The sequence below is a fragment of the Bacteroides bouchesdurhonensis genome (genome assembly GCF_900155865.1).
In the GTDB taxonomy this organism is placed as follows: Bacteria; Bacteroidota; Bacteroidia; order Bacteroidales; family Bacteroidaceae; genus Bacteroides; species Bacteroides bouchesdurhonensis.
Genome location: NZ_LT707006.1, coordinates 3652941 through 3670706 on the forward strand (window position 1 = coordinate 3652941; position 17766 = coordinate 3670706).

Consider the following 17766-nt stretch of genomic DNA (forward strand, 5'->3'; position numbering starts at 1 on the left):
AGAATGTCGTATTCAGCATAGCTAAATAAATCCTTGATATTGTCTTTCACAAGTATAGAACTACCAAGGTCCTCATTACTTCATAAATGTCCCTATTGAGTTTTAATACACTCTCAATAATGGCTACCAAACAATAAATAATGATAGCCACATATATTTGTATTCTGACTGTATTCTCAGAGTTTCCCCAAAAGGATTTTACTCGAAGATGCTGCTATCCAACTGGGTATGGACTTTGATACCAGACTTTGTGCTCCTGAATCGGGTTCAATCATACAATGACAGGCACAAGTCTATTGCTGTTGAATCAAAAGCATAAAAAGTTCCGTTCAAATCGAACTCCTTGTCAATTCGCTTTTGTTGAGCCATGTTTACCATGTGATAGGCAAAAGCTTCAAAAAGAAGATAATCTCTTAGCATATCGCTCAAAATAGCGTTTTAGAAGGAATGAAGTCATTTGATTGAAAACATATTTCTTAATATTCATAGCTATTGCAATTTGGCTCAGTCCCTAAGATAGCTGATTCAAATGTGCGACAAGCATTTTTTGAAAATAAATATTGTAATTCAAATAATTAACGTATCTCTTTACAATTATTAAGAGACACTAGTGATTCTCATGAATATTTTTGAAATAGAAAGAAGTAAAAGAGACGCCGACTTTATAAAGCAGAATGGGGAACTGGAGTTGGAAGTTGCAGCCGACATTATCGAGACATACAAAGATGTCCCGTATGTTGGTTCTCTCCTTAAATTTGGGAAGGTTTTTATCAACGTCAAAGACTGGTGTTTTACGAAGAAACTGGCCAAATTTCTCATAGTGTCAGAAGACATTGACGATAAAATCAAGAATCAGTTCTATTCTAGCCTGAGTCAAGAAAATTATAAACACATCTCTGCATATTTGATTCACCTGCTTAGCACAGAAGAAAACAAGGCGATGATTATGGGCAGCATCTACAAGGCAAGATTAATGAATAGAATCAATAATAACGAGATGCTCAGGCTCTGTTCTGTCGTAGCCAGAGCATTCTTGCCTGACCTCAAAAGTCTTCCTGACTACTTGGAGGAGAATACAAACATTTCTATAGAAGCCCAATCAATCATTAATCTTGGGCTTATAGATAATTTTCTCGGCGGTGAATGGACTAATCATAAAAGTTGCTGCTTGAATGGTACTGGAAAACTTTTCCATGACATATTGAGCGAGTCTGGTTGGCTGTAAAATAACTAATGTAAAAAAATAAGTAGATTAATTTTAACTTCCATATTGGTTATGATTGAAAAAATTCTGTCAATTCTTTTAGATGAAGACAAGGCTAAAGGAATCCATTATCTTTTTAGATACAGAAAGCATGTTGATTTCCTGAAAACAATATATACTAATTTTAAGTATTTCCCTATTTCTGATGCTTTAAAATTTCCTATTGTGATTGGCAAGAACACGGATATTAAACTGGGGTCAATAAAGTTTAACTGCCCTATAAAACCTTCTCTTGTCCGATTGGGAACACAGCCTATCCCTGTAATTGAGGATGGATTTTCAAGATTAGTTGTCAAAAATAGCGGAACAATCGAAATAGGTGGTCTTTTTATATGCCAAACGGGGGTAAAAATATTAATTAGAGAAGGTGCTGTTTTTTCGGTAGCTGATAAAGTGAAATTTGGCCATCTAAGTAAAGTCGTATGTCACAAGAAAATATCCATAGGAAATGATTTTAGAATGTCTTGGGAGTGCCAGATATTTGACACCGATTTTCATTTTGTCTATAATACAGAAAAAAACAAGTATTATCCCCGGTTAAAACCTGTTATTATCGGAAACGATGTATTTGTGGGTAATCGTTCTACAATCGGTAAAGGAACGATCTTACCAAATGGTTCGATTGTGTCATGTAACTCAAATGTTTCAGGTGACTTTTCTATAAATGGTGATAACATTCTCATTAAAGGGAATCCTGCTGTGTTCGTGAAAAACAATTTAATAATGGGTAGTAATAGCTTTTATCCGGAAAAGGAAGAAATAGTCGCTCAAATGTTAAACGAATAATGATTCAAATAATCCATTCACAATGAGCAGCATCAAGAAAGATCTAGCCAAAAATACTATTTGGAATAGTGTAGAGCGCTTCTCTAATATGGGTATTCAACTATTGTGTACCTTTATTTTGGCAAGATATCTCACACCTTCTGACTATGGTATAATTGGTATGCTTGCAGTATTTAATGCCGTTGCAAATAGCTTTATAGATTCAGGCTTTGGTCTTTCTCTAATCAGAGAAAAAATGGTATCTCGAGAGGATTATTCTACAATACTTTATTTTAATGTTGTATTGTCTATGTTTTTTTACATAGCACTATACTTATGTTCGGGGTTAATCGCGGATTTTTATAATCAACCAATCCTTGTTGATCTGAGTAAGGTAGTGTTCCTAATGTTACCGTTTCAGGCTGTAGGACTTGTTCAGAATACTATATTGCAAAAAGAGCTAAAATTCAAAAAACTATGTATTATCTCTATATCATCATCTATAATTTCTGCAATTGTTGCTATTATTTTTGCATATATTTATGAGAATGTGTGGGCTTTAGCAATCCAAATGGTATTGAGTCAGTTCCTGCGATCGTTGTTTCTGTGGATATCAACAGATTTTGTACCTATATTAAAATTCTCAAAGGTCAGTTTTGCTAAATATTTTGCTTTTTCTAAGGATATTCTTATCTCTGGACTTATAGGAAATATTATTGGTAATATACAGTCCATTTTAATAGGGAAATATTATTCTGCTTCAGATTTAGGGTTTTACTCTCAAGCTGACAGAATAAAAACCATAGCCTCTACATCAACTACAGGGGTTATACAAAATGTAACATATCCAACATTAGCAAAAGTCTACAATGATGGAGGAGATTTAAAAGGAGCATATAAAAAAGTAATAATGATAACAATCCTTTTTGTCGGTTCTGTAATGTCGCTATTAATGGGTATATCCTCAGATTTGTTTGGAATATTGATGGGTTCTCAATGGCGTGAGGCCGGCGTGTATTTTTTGTTGTTAGGTATAAGTGGATTGCTCTTTCCACTGCATAGTGTTAATCAAAATATTTTACTTGTAAAAGGAGAGTCAAAAAAAATACTTTATCTGGAAATCAGCAGGAGATGCATTATGTTGATTATCGTATTCATTACAATACATTTCAACGTCTATCTATTTGCCGCAGGTTTATCTATATATTCTTTTCTACTTCTTTTCCTCAACCTTTCGGTATGTGGAAAGCCCATCGGTTATGGTATATGGAGTCAGTTAAGGGATGTTTCTCCTACTTTATTGAAACAGATTTTTGTAACTCTGCTTTGCCTTGTCGTTTCAAATTTTATGGAGGATATAAATATCTATTTTAGAGTAGTCGTTACATTGCTTTTGGGCTGTTCACTTCTATTATTACTTTTTGTGAGAGACCCTTATTTTAAAATGGGTATAAAGCTGCTTCCAATAAAACGTAAGTAATTATGCTGGGATTGGTTGTATTATTAATTGCGCTCCTTCTGCATTTTACCGGTTATAGAAGATATAGCCTATTGCTGTTTGTATTCATGGCTTTGCGTTACATGAAAATTGTACCAATGGCAGTTATGGCCGTAAATGGTATTGATTTAGCTATTGTCTATATGATAATAGTAACTGTAAGTCAACGTATCCAAACGCTTGCTTTTACAGAAGATTCTAAATTGTTATTCTGTATCAGCCGACTCTCCCTTTTCCTAATTATATCTTTTGCAGTGGGAATGATATATTATGGTCTTACTCCTTTTCAATCCTTTATGGGATGCCGCCAATTGTGGCTGTTTCCGGCATATTTTTTTCTAAGAGACGTACCAAAAGATGATATCATTTGGCTTTTTAAGGCATTATATTATATTACTCTTATTCATGCATTGTTATACATAATACAGTGTTCAACAGGTTTGCCTGTATTAGGAGTGGCAACACCGGAGTATGATCGAATCACTCATACGCTTAGATATAACAATCATCCTGTTTACATGACCTTGTTTTTCTATCTGTCTTTATTATTTCCCAACTACATAGGAAAACAAATCTCCAAGTTTTCAGCAATAGTATTTGCTGCCGCAGTCTTTATTACAATGACAAGAACCATTATGGTGTTTGTTGTCTTATTTACATTTCTTGGAATATTTTTAAGTGGTAAAAAATCTACAATACTAAAGTTTTCAATAATTGGTGCTATTCTTTTTATCCCATTGTCAGATGCATTGCTATCAAGATTTGGTGAAAAAGCTGGTACAAAAGGTGATATTTTTGCATTTATTCATGGGCGGTTTATAGATTATGCACACACGGGTAAAGCGCATGATGATGTTGGGACATTAACATATCGTTTTGCTTGGGTTTATGAGAGGGCAGAATATATGTTGACAAACGGTATTGTTGAATCGGTTTTTGGATTGGGTTTCCTGCCTCCATCAGAACCGGAAGTCGCAAAACGGCTATATAATTTCAAAATAGGTCTTGTTGACCAGAACAAGATTATTAGTCCAACATTTACACCGGACATAGGATATGGTAATATCATTGCGCAATATGGTTTTCTGGGTGCATTCTTTTTTATCTCTCTTTGGGTTAGGCTCGTAAAAATTCATTTTGAAAATAGAGAATATCACCCAATCACATTTTGCATGTATTTATATCTATTGACTCTATTCGCATTGAGTATCTCTGGACCAGGAATATCATATCAAGATATGCTTATACTACCATTTTTATCCTCTAATTTGGCACTAATGCCATCGACAAATGAAAAATCTATCAAAAATTATTAGTAGCAGCTATGATAATAATCCACATAGAATCTGGTCTGGGCAACCAGATGCTTTCCTATTGTGAATATCTTTCACTGAAATATGCCAATCCGAATCAGGAGTTTTTTGCAGAAACGATAGTTTTTGAAATTCCTGAGTGTAACGAGGTCATTTGCCAATGGAACGGTTATGAACTTGAGAAGATTTTTGGTATCAAAGAACCAAAGAACATCAAGTCTCTCTTTTCGGACGACGAGTGGACTCAGATAATATCAGAAATTCGTGCAACAAAATTCTGGATTCACAACTGGAATTATCCCGTTGTATTCACGGAGGTTCTGAATCGTCATGGTCTTCAACTTGAAAATGTTCGTGGCGACTTTGATCCTAACCATAATATTATTACAGGTACGGAAGACCAGCATAAAACGTGGAAGGACAGACTCAGAGAGTCATATATTGGAAATACAGTAAAGCGCGTACTTCAGTCTCTCAACGAAGAGAAATACGCTTATGCAAACGATTCTCGTGACAAACTGTTCTGTCATACAGATAGCGATATTTTCACTGGCCAGTGGTTAAAATTTAGCAATCGTGGAAATGATATCCATTTGATTGAGGCTCAGATACGAGAGTCATTCAGGTTTCCCGAGATAGTAGATGAACAGAACCTACAGATGGTTGAATACCTCAAAACCGTCAATTCTGTAGCTATTCATGCTCGTAGAGGTGATGCACTTGGCGGGCTTGCATGGTGTTATAAGTATGGTTATTTCAAGCGTGCTGTAAAATACATCCGAAAGCATGTAGATAATCCGGAATTTGTATTCTTCACCAATCCAGGTAGCGTGGAATGGTGCAGAGATAACGCTAAGTTATTCGGCCTTGACATACGTAAGGACACCATCAAGTTTGTTGACTGGAATAAGGGCGAAGACAGTTTCCGTGATATGCAGCTTATGGCCATGTGCAAGCATAATATTATAGTTCCAAGTTCTTTTGGGTGGTGGGGTACTTTCTTCAACACCAATCCAAATAAGATCACTATTTCTCCTTCTATTACAATTAACACCACAAATCATTGTTAAGATATGGCTGATTCTCGCTTCGTGAAATTGTTATCCATCCCTAAATCAATTTACGTTTCTGTCAAACTATTGGGCTGGGGGGGGGTAAAATATGCTCTCAAACTTCCTATATTCGTAAGATATAACTGTGTACTTAATTGTCTTGATGGAAAGGTGATAGTTAAGAAAACTCCAATCACACCCAAAATGTTGAGCATAGGCTTTTCATCAACTGGTATATTTGACAAGAAGTATTCTCGAACAATATTAGAGATAGCTGGTTTAATAGAACTCGAAGGACCTGTATGTTTTGGACAAGGCACAAGACTTAGTGTAGGCAAAACAGGAACATTATCGCTTGGAGCAGGTTTTTCAAGTACTGCGGAAAGCACATTTGTATGTGTCAACAAAATGCACATGGGTGTTGGTACGGCTATTGGCTGGAGTGCAATGGTAATGGATACAGACTGGCATTCCGTTATGAATACAGAAACAGGAGAATTATATCAAGCCGCTGGCGAGGTCTATATTGGTGACTATTGTTGGATAGGAACTCGTAGTTTAGTTCTCAAGAATACATTGATACCAAATGGTTGTATTCTTGCTGCTAATTCAACTGCAAATAAAAAGTATAACACCCCCAATACGTTGTTAGCAGGTACTCCTGCTATTGAAAAGAAACATAATGTAATAAAGTCAACTAATGGAGACATCCAATTTATTGAAAAATGAAACGTTACGAGCATATTGACATTTCTAAGGGTATAGGTATCCTACTAGTCGTATTCTTTCACCTACCAGGTGTTAACAGATTAATATATTTTAACAATTGGGGGGGGGGGGGATTACAACCTTTTATATGCCACTATTCTTTACCCTGAGTGGATTGTTCTTTAAAGCCGATAAACCACTGAAGCGTATAAAGAGGTTAATGGTTCCATACATCTCATTCTACATAATCGGGTATGCTTTTGAGGCAGCCAAGACCATTACCAAACACGGACAGCTTGATTTAATGGATTTCTTTGACCCCCTTTTAGGAGCAACACATGGGTATGCAAATACACCTGTATGGTTCTTGCTTTCATTAGCAGAAATCTCATTAATAGGCTATGTGCTGTTGCGGTATCTTCCTAACCTATTTGCATTTGTCGTAAGTATGGTATTAGGAATAGTAGGATACTATTGTGGAAAGTATAATGTGTTACAGCCATATTACGTGAATGTATCATTAATGTGTATACCCTTTTTCCTTGGAGGATCCTTTTTTAAGGACTTTCTCTTGAAAAAGCAAAAATATCCTTTTGTGGGTATTGGGTTACTGCTGATATCGTGGTTTCTTTATTTACCCAATACACCGTCATGTAATGTCAGTCAATGCTATATTTCATGCTCAATGTTTCAGTTTGCTTTGGTTTCCTCTTTAGCCACTATCGGTATTGTGCTTCTTTCCGGTGACATTGCCAAATATACGAAGTTTACATCTAATGCATTCTGCCATTATGGAGCAAACTCATTAATCGTTCTCTGTACTCACATGTTGTTTGTTAATATACCTGTGTTTGTTAATAAGGTCTTGCATATAAATTCATTATCCATCATCATTGGATTTTTCATTTTACTTTTTGTTGAGATACCTGTAATCAAAGTTATCAATCAAAGATTCAAAATACTCATTTCAAAATAATGTCTGAAAAAGTAAGATACGATAACATTGACGTTGCTCGTGGATTAGCAATGCTTGTCATCATTCAGTGGCATGTTGTGGGCATGCATACAACATGGACAGATGGTTGGGTAATGCCCATCTTCTTTATCATTATGGGCGTATTCTACAAGCAGGAGTCTTCTTTCAAGGTGATGGCTATAAAGAAACTCAACACCATTGTGATCCCAATGGCTTTTTTCTCAGTTCCGATGTTTATCATAAGCATATTTGAGAAAGGCTTTATGACCACATTGTTGAAAGTTGCAAATCCATATAGTATGATTCATGGCGTTTCGTGGTTCTTTATATGCACATTGTGGTGTTATGTCATCAACTATATTCTACATAAATACATACATAATAGCAAACTGTTGTTCCTTGCAATGATAGTTTTGTCCGCTGTGAGCTATTATATCACCAGTACGTATTCTTTTCATGGCCACAAACTTGTACTTCCTCTATTTTGTAGTACAGCATTAACAGCCATGGGTTATCTAGCAATAGGTGAGTTTGTTAGGAAGTATTTCCTATATAGGGGGGGGGGGGATTCTATCTTGCTGATAATTACCGGTTTATGTATTGTCGTAATAATTCCGTCTGGTATTCAAGATAACTACTGGAATCATTATGAAGATAATTGGTTGAAACTGTTATTAGTTGGTGCAATAGAAAGTTTGGCTTTGATCCAGTTTTGTTCTTATCTTCCTAAACAGTTGGCAATCATCGGAAAATTTTCGCTTTTGATATTACTAATACACCCTTATATTGTTTTGGCAATTTCGCCATTGCATTTAAATATATGGTTATCATACGGAATCGTCACACTAACAACCATCCTTGTTTCGTTTCTTTTATTTAAATATTTGCCACAGATATGTGGCTTCAAACCATTGATAAAACTATCATAGTATGATTCATATTATTATTTTCTCGTTCAATCGCGCTTTGCAGCTTGAGGCATTACTATCAAGTATCCAATGCCATTGGCAGAAGACGAACTATAAGCTCTCCGTGCTTTACAATACCAGTGGTGATGATTTCCAGAAGGGTTATGATATCCTTCAAAAGGAATATCCAGCATATGAGTTTATTAAGGAAACACGTAAGACTTCTGGCTATCACGTCTCGGATTACATGACCCCATACAATCTGAAAAAACTATTGAAGTATCACCACATACGTAAGCAAAAATCCAACTTTCGCGATTTGCTTAATAACATGTTGGCTACTTCCAGTTGTGAATACACCATGTACCTGACCGATGATTCTGCATTCATCCGTGACGTTGAACTGTCAAAGAATGACCTTGCATTCATTGAACAGAATCCGGATATAAATCAGATTTCACTTCGTTTAGGCAAGAACATTACAGAACGTCCAGCAAGTATCCCTGTTAATAACGGTAAGCTTGAATGGGATTTTCATAATCACCGCGATGCTCGCAGTTGGGGTTATAACTTCTCTGTTGACGCACATATCTATAGCACCAAGCTGTGCTTGAAGTTGCAGTCAAAAATCATCTATGCCAACCCCACTACACTTGAAGCAAATATAGTTCATTATGTCATGCCTCGAAACCTGATGGATCATGGCTTGACATACGAGTATCCTTTCATTCTAAGTTTCCCAATCAATATGGTACAGGAGATTGCCGACAATGAATCCATGGGCATATCTATAGAGGACTTAAACAATTATTATCTCGAAGGCAAACGATTGGAATATATCGTGCCTGATGAGATCCTCGAATTCCAACAATATCCCGAGACTGTTTATCTATGCAAGAATGGTCAGAAGGAACTGCTAAAATTGAAATAGTATGAAATATTCAATAATAACCCCTGTCTATAATCGAGCTGATTGTGTCGCGAGATGCTTAGATAGCGTGATTCGCAACCTCCAATGGGGTGTGGAACTGGAGCATATTGTTGTGGATGATGGTTCTCATGATGAGACTCCGAAGATTGTGCAAAACTATGCTGATAAACACCCACATATTAAGTTCATCCCATTTTCACAGAATCGAGGTACCAATGCGGCCCGTAATGCAGCTATTGCAGCGGCTACTGGTGAGTATTGTATCATCTTGGATAGTGATGACTATTTTGTGGATGAGGCAATCAATTTTATAAATTCTATTGCTAGCAATCAAAAGTATATGCACTATTGCTTTGCCGCAGATGATATGGTTGAATACTACCAGAGTTGTTCGTTGCTGATGGGTAAGCAAAAGGCTGAGCTAACTTTCGAGAACTTTCTATTTGAGGAGGTTACTGGAGACTTTGTTCATTGCATCAAGACGGAAACTTTACAGAAATACCCTTTTGATGAAGATTTGAGAATATACGAAGGAGTGTTCTTCAAGCGTTTCTATCGTGAGGCTCAGAAGATTCTTTATACAAATAGAATTGTTACAATTCGCGAAAGAAATCGTACTGATAGCGTAACCAGAAACGTTCTTCGAAATGATAGAAAACAGATTGCAAAGGGGCTTCTTTCTAAACAACTGCTTGTTGAGTGGTATGGTGAGGAACTCTCGCAAAAGCCCAAAGGAGTATCGATTCTTAGAAATGCTTATAAAGTTATGCTGGATTGCAATCTTCTGATTGGTAATTATAAAGATGCAATGGTATGTAAACAAAAACTAGTATCTATTGGAGGTAAGGTTCCTACACATTTGAGATTCGTATATACATTCAATTTGGGTGGTTTGTATTTTTATGCCGGTTGTATTTATGTGTATGTCAGATATTATTTATTAAGATCAAATATAAAATAATGAAAATCGTACATGTTACTTGGATGTTTACATTCGGAGGTATTGAGACCATGTTGGTAAACATCTGTAATGAACAGATAAAGTTGGGGCATGATGTGCATCTGATTGTTATGGAGGACTCTACGGTTGAGAGCACGCTCTATGACAGTCTTGACAAGCGAATAAAGCTCCATTATGGCCATCGCAAGAATGGTGCTAACCTTTTATTGCCGATGTTGCGACTGAATTATCTCCTGTACGAGTTGCATCCCAATGTAATTCATATTCATAGTTCGTCTATGTATAAGTTAATACTTGCACCCTGGCATAAGAAGATTACTAATGCTACATTACATGCACTCCCCAAACCGAAGAATACCCAAAGTATAGATCTTGTACCTCGTGTGTTTGCTATCTCTGATTCCGTTCGACGAGCCCTTCTTGCATATAATGGAACGGAGAGTATCTGTAATCCCAATGGTATTCGTCCGGAACTTATCAAACAACGGCAATCGGGTGATTGGAAAGATATGTTGCAGATAGTACAGGTTGGACGTCTTGACCATGATGACAAAGGACAACATATCTTGATACAGGCTGGTGCAGAACTTTTGAAACGTGGTTACCATAACTTTATGATCAATTTTATAGGCGATGGATCTTCACGCCCATATCTTGAAGGTATGGTGCAAAAGTCTGGCTTAGGACAGAATGTAACCTTCCATGGCATGAAATCCCAATCGTATATCTTTGAGCATGTATGTGATTATGATGTATTCGTTCAGCCAAGCATACGTGAGGGGTTCGGAAATACTGTAGCCGAAGCAATGGCTGCAAAAGTGGCTGTGGTGGTATCTTCCGGCCAAGGCCCTGAAGAGGTTATTGATTATGGTAAGTACGGCTATGTGTTCAAGAATGGCAATCCTATTGATTGTGCAGATAAACTGGAGGTATTTCTGAAACATGAAAACGATCAGCAGCAGGTAGAAGCTGCTTACAAGCGAGTGCTGGACCTGTATGATATCAAAGTTACCGTAAAAACTTATCTTGATAAATACAAGAGAAGATAAGCCATGGAGTATATGACTTTTGAGCATGCCATTCAAACAGGCATTCCTTCCCCTGTTTTGGTTACCCCCCATCACAGTCAAGCTAAGGGTAAAGACTTGTCACTTGAACTGTTAAAGTTCGTGGCTATGATATTGATTATAAATGTGCATAGTTACATGATGTATCCACCCAAATACGAAATGTTTGCTACTGGCGGTACGATTGGTGATGCACTATTCATGTTTTGTTCTGGATACACATTGTTTCTTGGCAGAATAGACCGATTCGACAATTGGTATAAGAGGCGTATTAATAGAATATACCCCAGTGTATTTGCTTGGGCGATATTCTCGTTCTATTGTTTTGCAGATGACATGAACATTGGACAAATTGTTGGAGGTGCCAGTAGATGGTTTATCCCTTGCATTATGATGTATTATGTACTGCTGTACTTTGTTCGTAAATATCTGATGCGTTTTAAGTGGTGGGTATTTGTTGTGGCTTGCATAATACCGATAGTGAGGTTTGTAATGTATGAAGACATAGGCAGTTATCACATGTATAGAAACCATACCTTTAGATTCTTTTATTGGTTTCCATTTATGCTGATGGGAGCATACATAGGTTCGAAGAATGTAATTCTGAAACAGAAGGTTTGGCGCGATGCTATTATGACTTTAGTGTGTACCGGGTTACACTTGGGCCTTGTTGGCGTGTACTAAAAAAGAAAATCTCTGCCCTTACCAGATGTTATCGTTAGTGCCCTTAATGGGCACATGTATCTATTTGTACAATCTGTTTCAGGCGGATATATTTAAACTACTGATGAAGTCTAATGTTGGGTATGGTATTCAGGCTATTGCTGCATTGTGTTTGGAATCATACATTGTTCAGTATGTATTGTTTACAGATAAAATAAATTACCTGTTCCCGTTGAATATTATCATCTTGGTTGTTGAGGTTATTCTATTGGCATACGCCGTGAGGACATTAGGTAGAACATTTAAGCAACTATTTGAAAAAGAAGATTTCAGATGGAAGGAAATCTTTAGACTGGTTTAATGAAATAATTCAAGATATGCGTAGTTATTCAATTAATTGGGGCAAATTTCTGTTTTTCAGATGGTTCCCCGTTAGCTGGACATTGCAGGCGGTACATGTCCTGGACAGGAAAGAAAGAGCTTTTCGTATAGGATTGGAGCTGATACCCGTTGCAGTAATAGTGACATTGGCTTCAGTTTGTATTTATTCGTGGTGGGTGGCCTTGGCTCTATTTGTAGTGCTACATACGTTATTCTGGCTGTTTGATTCTACATGGCTGGTAGGGTTCCGTGAAGTCTATACCGGTTTCAAAGGTAAGGGCATACAGTCAGTAATAGATTATGTAGATTGGGCTGTTGAGGAACTGAAAGATTGTGATAACATCGGTGCTGTTACTATATACGGAAGTATCTGCCGACACATGTACCATGACCGTAGTGATTTTGACCTGCGCATTGTACAGGATTATTCAAGCTTGAAAACGTATTTAATAGGTATCAAATTGAGGGCTGTCGGTATCTGGAAGTACAAAATTCCAATGGATTTGAAGATTGTTGACAGCCAGGATTATCTGCGTAAGGAGATGCGCGAGGATGAGCATCCAATAATAGCATATAATAAGTATGACAGTTTTTATGATATGAAAGGTGATTCATACGAAGCCTTGAAAGCAAATCCTTTAACATATAGAAAAGATTATAAAGGATGAAAGTTTTAAACGTCATTTGGGCATTTGGTACGGGTGGTATAGGCAAGTTGTTTCTGACCTATGCTGCACTGGGAGAATATGACCTCGAATTGCAGATTTCTTCTGTGTGCATTGACCTACAGAATTGTGAGTATGACCGAAAACCTCTGACTGAGGCCGGAATACGGGTAATCGCCATAAAAAACAGAAAAGATATGAGTTGGGTGAAACGTTTGGGCGGCATTGCCCGCGAAGTAAAGCCTGATGTTGTGTTCTGTCATGGTTTTAACGGGCCTGTGATCATCAAGCTGGTAGCATGTTTGGAGCGGTCTCTTCGGGTGCCGATGGTATGTACTTACCATGGTCTGTACAATCCTCCGACTGAGGGCAGGCGGTATATTGCAGACGCCATTAATAAATTGCAAGCCTGGATGTATAAAAAATTTGCACGAACGGTGGTTCTGGTGGCGGAATATAGCGGACTGTACCTGTTGGAGCGCAAAGTGCCCAAAAGCAAACTGGAAGTGGTGTATAATGGTATTGTGGAAAACGAGCCTGCCCTAGAACCTGTTGTGCTAAAATCCGATGGGGTCAGCATCGGAATGGCCGGACGACTGGACGCTATCAAGGGATTGAATTTCTTAATAAAAGCTATTCCGGAAGTCAGGAAGCGTGTGGATGAAAAATTCCACATCTATATCATTGGTGACGGTCCAGAGGAGGAGGCTTTGCGCAATTTGGCAAGAGAACTTGGAGTTGAGGAGTTAATCTGTTTCGAGGGGTATCAGGATAATGTACCTGCTTGGTTAAAAGCATGGGACATATTCTGTCTGCCTTCTCTTCAAGAAAATCATTCCATTGCATTACTGGAAGCAATGCGGGCAGGAAAGGCTATTGTATGTACCTCTGTAGGTGGCAACCCTGAAACGGTCGAGGATGGGAAGGAAGCTCTTGTTGTGCCGGCGAGGAATTCGGAAGCTATTGCTGATGCTCTTGTGAAACTTATCGAATCGGAATCCCTACGAAAGAAGATGGGACATGATGCACGTGAAAGATTCCTCAGAAACTTTACGGAGGATATAATGAAAAAGAAGTTGTGTGAGGTATTAAAGAATGCAACAATAAATCAAAACAAAATATGATGAGAAAGTTTTGGCTGGTCTTGTTTTATGGTTTCGCAAACCATTTGCCAGATTCGTACACTCCTGTATTGGGGGGGTAAGTAATCGAATCCGTATTTTCCTGTGCAAGCGCATATTTAAGGAGTGCGGGAAAGTATCAACAATAAACAGAAATATTTATTTTGGGAACGGAAAGGATATCGTGATAGGTGATTATAGTGGTATTGGTGCCAATTGTAGCATTCCCAATGACATCCATATAGGTAAATATGTAATGATGGGGCCGTTCCTGTATTGCATTACTTTTGGACATGAGGTGTCTGATACATCAACCCCGATGTGCTTCCAAGGTCACGTGGAAAAAACCAAGGACTCGAACATCGTCATAGGAGACGATGTGTGGATTGGAGCAAATGTCATCATTTCGAAACGTAGGCACATTGGTACTGGATCTATTTTGGCTGCCGGTGCCGTTGTAACGCATGATGTTCCCGATTACGCCATTGTAGGAGGTAATCCTGCAAATGTAATCAGAATGAGAAAATGAAAATTATATTCTTTACGATTGACTGTTTTAAGGGAAGGGAACATCTCATGCCTTGGCGAACAATATTGGAGGTTGCCAAGGTGATGGTGGAATACGGCTATGAGGCAAGCATTTTGAATGCTTGCAGCAACAGTGAGGATGTCATTGATTATGATTGGGCAGGAAGCGATTCGTCGAAACCTGTCCATGTGTGTTCCGTGATAAAGAATAATGAGGCAATCTTTGTCCAATGCACGGAACTAAAACCGGAGATACTTTTCATCCCTTTTACTTTTCGTGATGGGCTGACACCAGCCAAGTGGATTGCTCAAATCAACTGCAAGAAGATTGGTTACATGACAGGAGGGGTGTATGACCTGAAGAGTGGAATGCTGCTGAAGAAGAACGGTGGTTTAGCCGCTGCAAAGCCTTACCTGATGGAGGCTATAACGTCCAAGTGCATTTTTGCTCATACATTGAAAAATATTGGTGTGAGCCATGTGATTGGTTTGACCGATGTGAGTGCCAAAGCAGTGAAGAGAGGCGGCTTTAAAAATGTGACAACCATATACCCTGGCAAGGATTCGTTTGATGAAATTGTACCAGACAACAGTGTCTTGGATAAATATGATTTGAAGGGAAGAAAATGGCTACTATTTAGTGGCGCTCCTGCACCTACTCGTGGGGCAGAGGTGTTGCTGGAGGCTTTAGACAGCGTGAAGGATGATGGTGTCCGGCTTGTCATGTTGATGCGTACGGATGTGGGTTCCCAATATAAGCGGTTTGAAAAGACATTGTCCGGACTGAAACATCCGGAACGAGTAAAGATTATCAAGGATAGACTGACGAGAGAACAGCTTAGGGCTTTTTTTGGCTCTGCTTGGTATGCAATTCTGCCTTTCATCGTGATTCCAAGTGAGGTGCCTTTGACATATTTTGAGTTGCTGAGTTGCGGTACACCTGTAATCACCTTTGTCAATGGAGGTACTACGGAATATCTTAAGTATGGACTGCTGACTGCTGATAAGTCAATCAAAGGATTGGCCATTACAATCGAAAAGGCTTGGAGCGATGTTGCTTTGAGAAATTCAAGGTCTGATAAGGGTAAAATAATAATGAATGCGCATCCTACATGGAGTCAAGTGGGGATGGAATGGATTAACTTATTGAAACAAAATGACTAAATACATCATCATATCAGGCGTGGATGGCAGTGGAAAAACTACAGTCATCGAAGGTGTGCGTGCCCAATTGGAAGCAGAAGGTAAGACTGTTGGATATATTTGGATGCGTTATCATCATAAATTGATAAAAATAATGCATGCCATAGCTAAACTTACAGGATTAAGTAAAAAGGAGAATACCGCAATGGGAGAAATGTGGTTGCACTATTTCTATAAAAGCCCTTTGTTTTGCTGGTTCTACTTATATAGTTCTTATATAGATAGTTGGTTAGCTCGCAAAAAACCAACTAAGTTAAGAACTGATTATGTAATCTGTGACAGATGGGTAAATGACATAATCATTGATATGGGAAGTGAAACTCATAACCTCGACATACTTGACGGCAAATGGTATAAATTATACCAACGGCTTTTGCCTAATGATAGCTTTCAGTTTGTGATAAGCCGTAATCGAGAAGATGTTTTGAATTGCAGAATTGAAAACACCTTTAATGAGGCTTTTGATTATCGGTTTAGGTTATATCAAAAGATAGCTCAAAAGCCAGAAGTCATAAAAATAGATAATACAGGAAGTATCGAAAAAAGCGTTTCCCTGGTTATAGAATCCATAAGAACAAAAGAAAAATTGTAACATGTAAATGTAGTTATGTTGAATAAGACATTGGATATTACGGTAATTATCCTCACCTATAATGAGGAAATACATATCCGTAGGTGCTTGGAGAATGTAACACCTTTTGCCAAGAAGGTATTTGTGGTTGACTCGCCTTCAACTGACAGGACAGTAGAGATTTGCCGGGAGTTTGAGAATGTGGAGGTAGTGGTACATAAGTATCCGGGTAATCAAGCCGAACAGTTCAACTGGGCGTTGGATACATTGCAGATAGAGACCGAATGGATTCTTCGTCTGGATGCGGATGAGTATTTGTTACCCGAATTGGTTGAAGAATTAAAAGAGAGATTACCTGTAATGCCGGAGGGCGTTTCAGCCCTCTCTCTCTCTCTCGCGCGCGCTTATTGTGGTAAGATCTTACATCATGGCATTGTAAATAATGTCAAGATCGTGCGTGTTTTCCGGAAAGGAATGGCTCGTTATGAGCAGCGGTTGATGGATGAGCATTTGGAGATATTGGACGGCGAGACGGCAGAATTGAAACATCAATTTGTGGATGACAACCGAATGACTTTCGGGCAGTTTACAGATAAGCATAATAATTATGCTTCGCGGGAAGCGGCTTTGTTGCTGGATGCAGAGTTTCATTTGACGGGTTCTCAAATCGTATCACAAGATCATGGGAAAGAGGTTGAACGAAAGCGGGCACAGAAAAACCGATATGCGAAGATGCCTTTATTTTGGAGGGCTTTCGGCTACTTTGTTTATCGTTATATCATAAAGTTGGGGTTCTTAGATGGCAAGGAAGGATTCCTCTGGGACTTCTTGCAAGGTTGGTGGTACCGTACTTTGGTGGATGCTAAGATCTTTGAAATAAAAAGAGCTTGTGGAAATGACAAGAAAAAGATATGCCAATATTTGAAAGATCATTATGGCATATCTTTGGAGTAATATAGATTTATAACTCCTGCCGTTGCAGGAAATCGAGCAAATGAATGTGGTGGATTCCTTCGTAATTGCTGCCTATCGTCCATTCATCAAGGCTGACGACATATTTGGGGCAGTTTCATGTATTCTATTATTAAGTATGATTTATAAATTATGGCAAATATACCGACATTGTTAGTTATACTTAACAATATAGAAGAGAGAACGCATAGAAGCCCAAAACATAACATTACATTATAA

The 17766-nt window shown here is 38.1% G+C and carries 20 protein-coding genes; 19 read left to right on the forward strand and 1 reads right to left on the reverse strand.

Annotated features, from left to right (window positions below; genetic code table 11):
- Positions 1-267: 267 nt before the first annotated feature.
- Positions 268-420, reverse strand: a complete 153-nt coding sequence (locus CZ225_RS23935; protein WP_200800551.1) for a hypothetical protein — start codon at positions 418-420, stop codon at positions 268-270.
- Positions 421-610: 190 nt separating this feature from the next.
- On the opposite strand from CZ225_RS23935, the gene CZ225_RS15685 reads away from it, so the two are divergent.
- The 19 genes from CZ225_RS15685 (at position 611) to CZ225_RS15770 (ending at position 17529) form a co-directional block, all read left to right on the forward strand.
- A complete protein-coding gene (locus tag CZ225_RS15685) occupies positions 611-1225 on the forward strand; it encodes a hypothetical protein (protein WP_008777785.1) in 615 nt (204 codons plus the stop codon).
- Positions 1226-1276: 51 nt separating this feature from the next.
- Complete coding sequence (locus tag CZ225_RS15690) at positions 1277-2050, forward strand: LbetaH domain-containing protein (RefSeq protein WP_008777784.1); 774 nt, start codon at positions 1277-1279, stop codon at positions 2048-2050.
- A 22-nt stretch (positions 2051-2072) separates the two neighbouring features.
- A complete protein-coding gene (locus CZ225_RS15695) occupies positions 2073-3509 on the forward strand; it encodes a lipopolysaccharide biosynthesis protein (protein WP_008777783.1) in 1437 nt (478 codons plus the stop codon).
- A gap of 2 nt (positions 3510-3511) precedes the next feature.
- Positions 3512-4843, forward strand: a complete 1332-nt coding sequence (locus CZ225_RS15700) for a hypothetical protein (protein ID WP_008777782.1) — start codon at positions 3512-3514, stop codon at positions 4841-4843.
- An 8-nt stretch (positions 4844-4851) separates the two neighbouring features.
- Positions 4852-5910: an alpha-1,2-fucosyltransferase gene (locus CZ225_RS15705; protein ID WP_227201772.1), complete on the forward strand. Its 1059-nt coding sequence runs from the start codon at positions 4852-4854 to the stop codon at positions 5908-5910.
- Between the two features lie 3 nt (positions 5911-5913).
- Positions 5914-6621, forward strand: a complete 708-nt coding sequence (locus tag CZ225_RS15710) for an acyltransferase (RefSeq protein WP_008777780.1) — start codon at positions 5914-5916, stop codon at positions 6619-6621.
- 97 nt (positions 6622-6718) lie between these two features.
- The gene (locus CZ225_RS15715; RefSeq protein WP_394334023.1) at positions 6719-7576 is read left to right on the forward strand and encodes an acyltransferase family protein; all 858 of its coding nucleotides are present in this window, start codon (positions 6719-6721) and stop codon (positions 7574-7576) included.
- Positions 7576-8505, forward strand: coding sequence for an acyltransferase family protein (locus CZ225_RS15720; RefSeq protein WP_077154669.1), 930 nt, complete (start codon positions 7576-7578; stop codon positions 8503-8505). Before CZ225_RS15715 ends, CZ225_RS15720 begins: the two co-directional genes overlap by 1 nt.
- A gap of 1 nt (position 8506) precedes the next feature.
- The gene (locus CZ225_RS15725; protein ID WP_008777777.1) at positions 8507-9415 is read left to right on the forward strand and encodes a hypothetical protein; all 909 of its coding nucleotides are present in this window, start codon (positions 8507-8509) and stop codon (positions 9413-9415) included.
- Between the two features lies 1 nt (position 9416).
- Positions 9417-10376 carry a glycosyltransferase family 2 protein gene (locus tag CZ225_RS15730; protein WP_008777776.1) on the forward strand — a complete coding sequence of 320 codons (960 nt, stop codon included), beginning with the start codon at positions 9417-9419 and terminating at the stop codon, positions 10374-10376.
- Positions 10376-11425 carry a glycosyltransferase family 4 protein gene (locus tag CZ225_RS15735; RefSeq protein WP_008777775.1) on the forward strand — a complete coding sequence of 350 codons (1050 nt, stop codon included), beginning with the start codon at positions 10376-10378 and terminating at the stop codon, positions 11423-11425. Before CZ225_RS15730 ends, CZ225_RS15735 begins: the two co-directional genes overlap by 1 nt.
- Before the next feature lie 3 nt (positions 11426-11428).
- The gene (locus CZ225_RS15740; protein WP_083714656.1) at positions 11429-12127 is read left to right on the forward strand and encodes an acyltransferase family protein; all 699 of its coding nucleotides are present in this window, start codon (positions 11429-11431) and stop codon (positions 12125-12127) included.
- 103 nt (positions 12128-12230) lie between these two features.
- Positions 12231-12467, forward strand: coding sequence for a hypothetical protein (locus CZ225_RS23025; RefSeq protein ID WP_129585816.1), 237 nt, complete (start codon positions 12231-12233; stop codon positions 12465-12467).
- A 16-nt stretch (positions 12468-12483) separates the two neighbouring features.
- Positions 12484-13155, forward strand: coding sequence for a hypothetical protein (locus CZ225_RS15745; protein WP_034530101.1), 672 nt, complete (start codon positions 12484-12486; stop codon positions 13153-13155).
- Positions 13152-14276 carry a glycosyltransferase gene (locus CZ225_RS15750; RefSeq protein WP_077154670.1) on the forward strand — a complete coding sequence of 375 codons (1125 nt, stop codon included), beginning with the start codon at positions 13152-13154 and terminating at the stop codon, positions 14274-14276. Before CZ225_RS15745 ends, CZ225_RS15750 begins: the two co-directional genes overlap by 4 nt.
- A 10-nt stretch (positions 14277-14286) precedes the next feature.
- Positions 14287-14802 carry an acyltransferase gene (locus CZ225_RS15755; protein WP_229035878.1) on the forward strand — a complete coding sequence of 172 codons (516 nt, stop codon included), beginning with the start codon at positions 14287-14289 and terminating at the stop codon, positions 14800-14802.
- Positions 14799-15965, forward strand: coding sequence for a glycosyltransferase family 4 protein (locus CZ225_RS15760; protein ID WP_008777771.1), 1167 nt, complete (start codon positions 14799-14801; stop codon positions 15963-15965). Before CZ225_RS15755 ends, CZ225_RS15760 begins: the two co-directional genes overlap by 4 nt.
- A complete protein-coding gene (locus tag CZ225_RS15765) occupies positions 15958-16596 on the forward strand; it encodes an immunoglobulin domain-containing protein (protein ID WP_008777770.1) in 639 nt (212 codons plus the stop codon). Before CZ225_RS15760 ends, CZ225_RS15765 begins: the two co-directional genes overlap by 8 nt.
- 15 nt (positions 16597-16611) lie before the next feature.
- Entirely contained in the window at positions 16612-17529 is a 918-nt protein-coding gene (locus tag CZ225_RS15770) for a glycosyltransferase family 2 protein (RefSeq protein ID WP_034530098.1), read from the forward strand.
- Positions 17530-17766 lie beyond the last annotated feature (237 nt).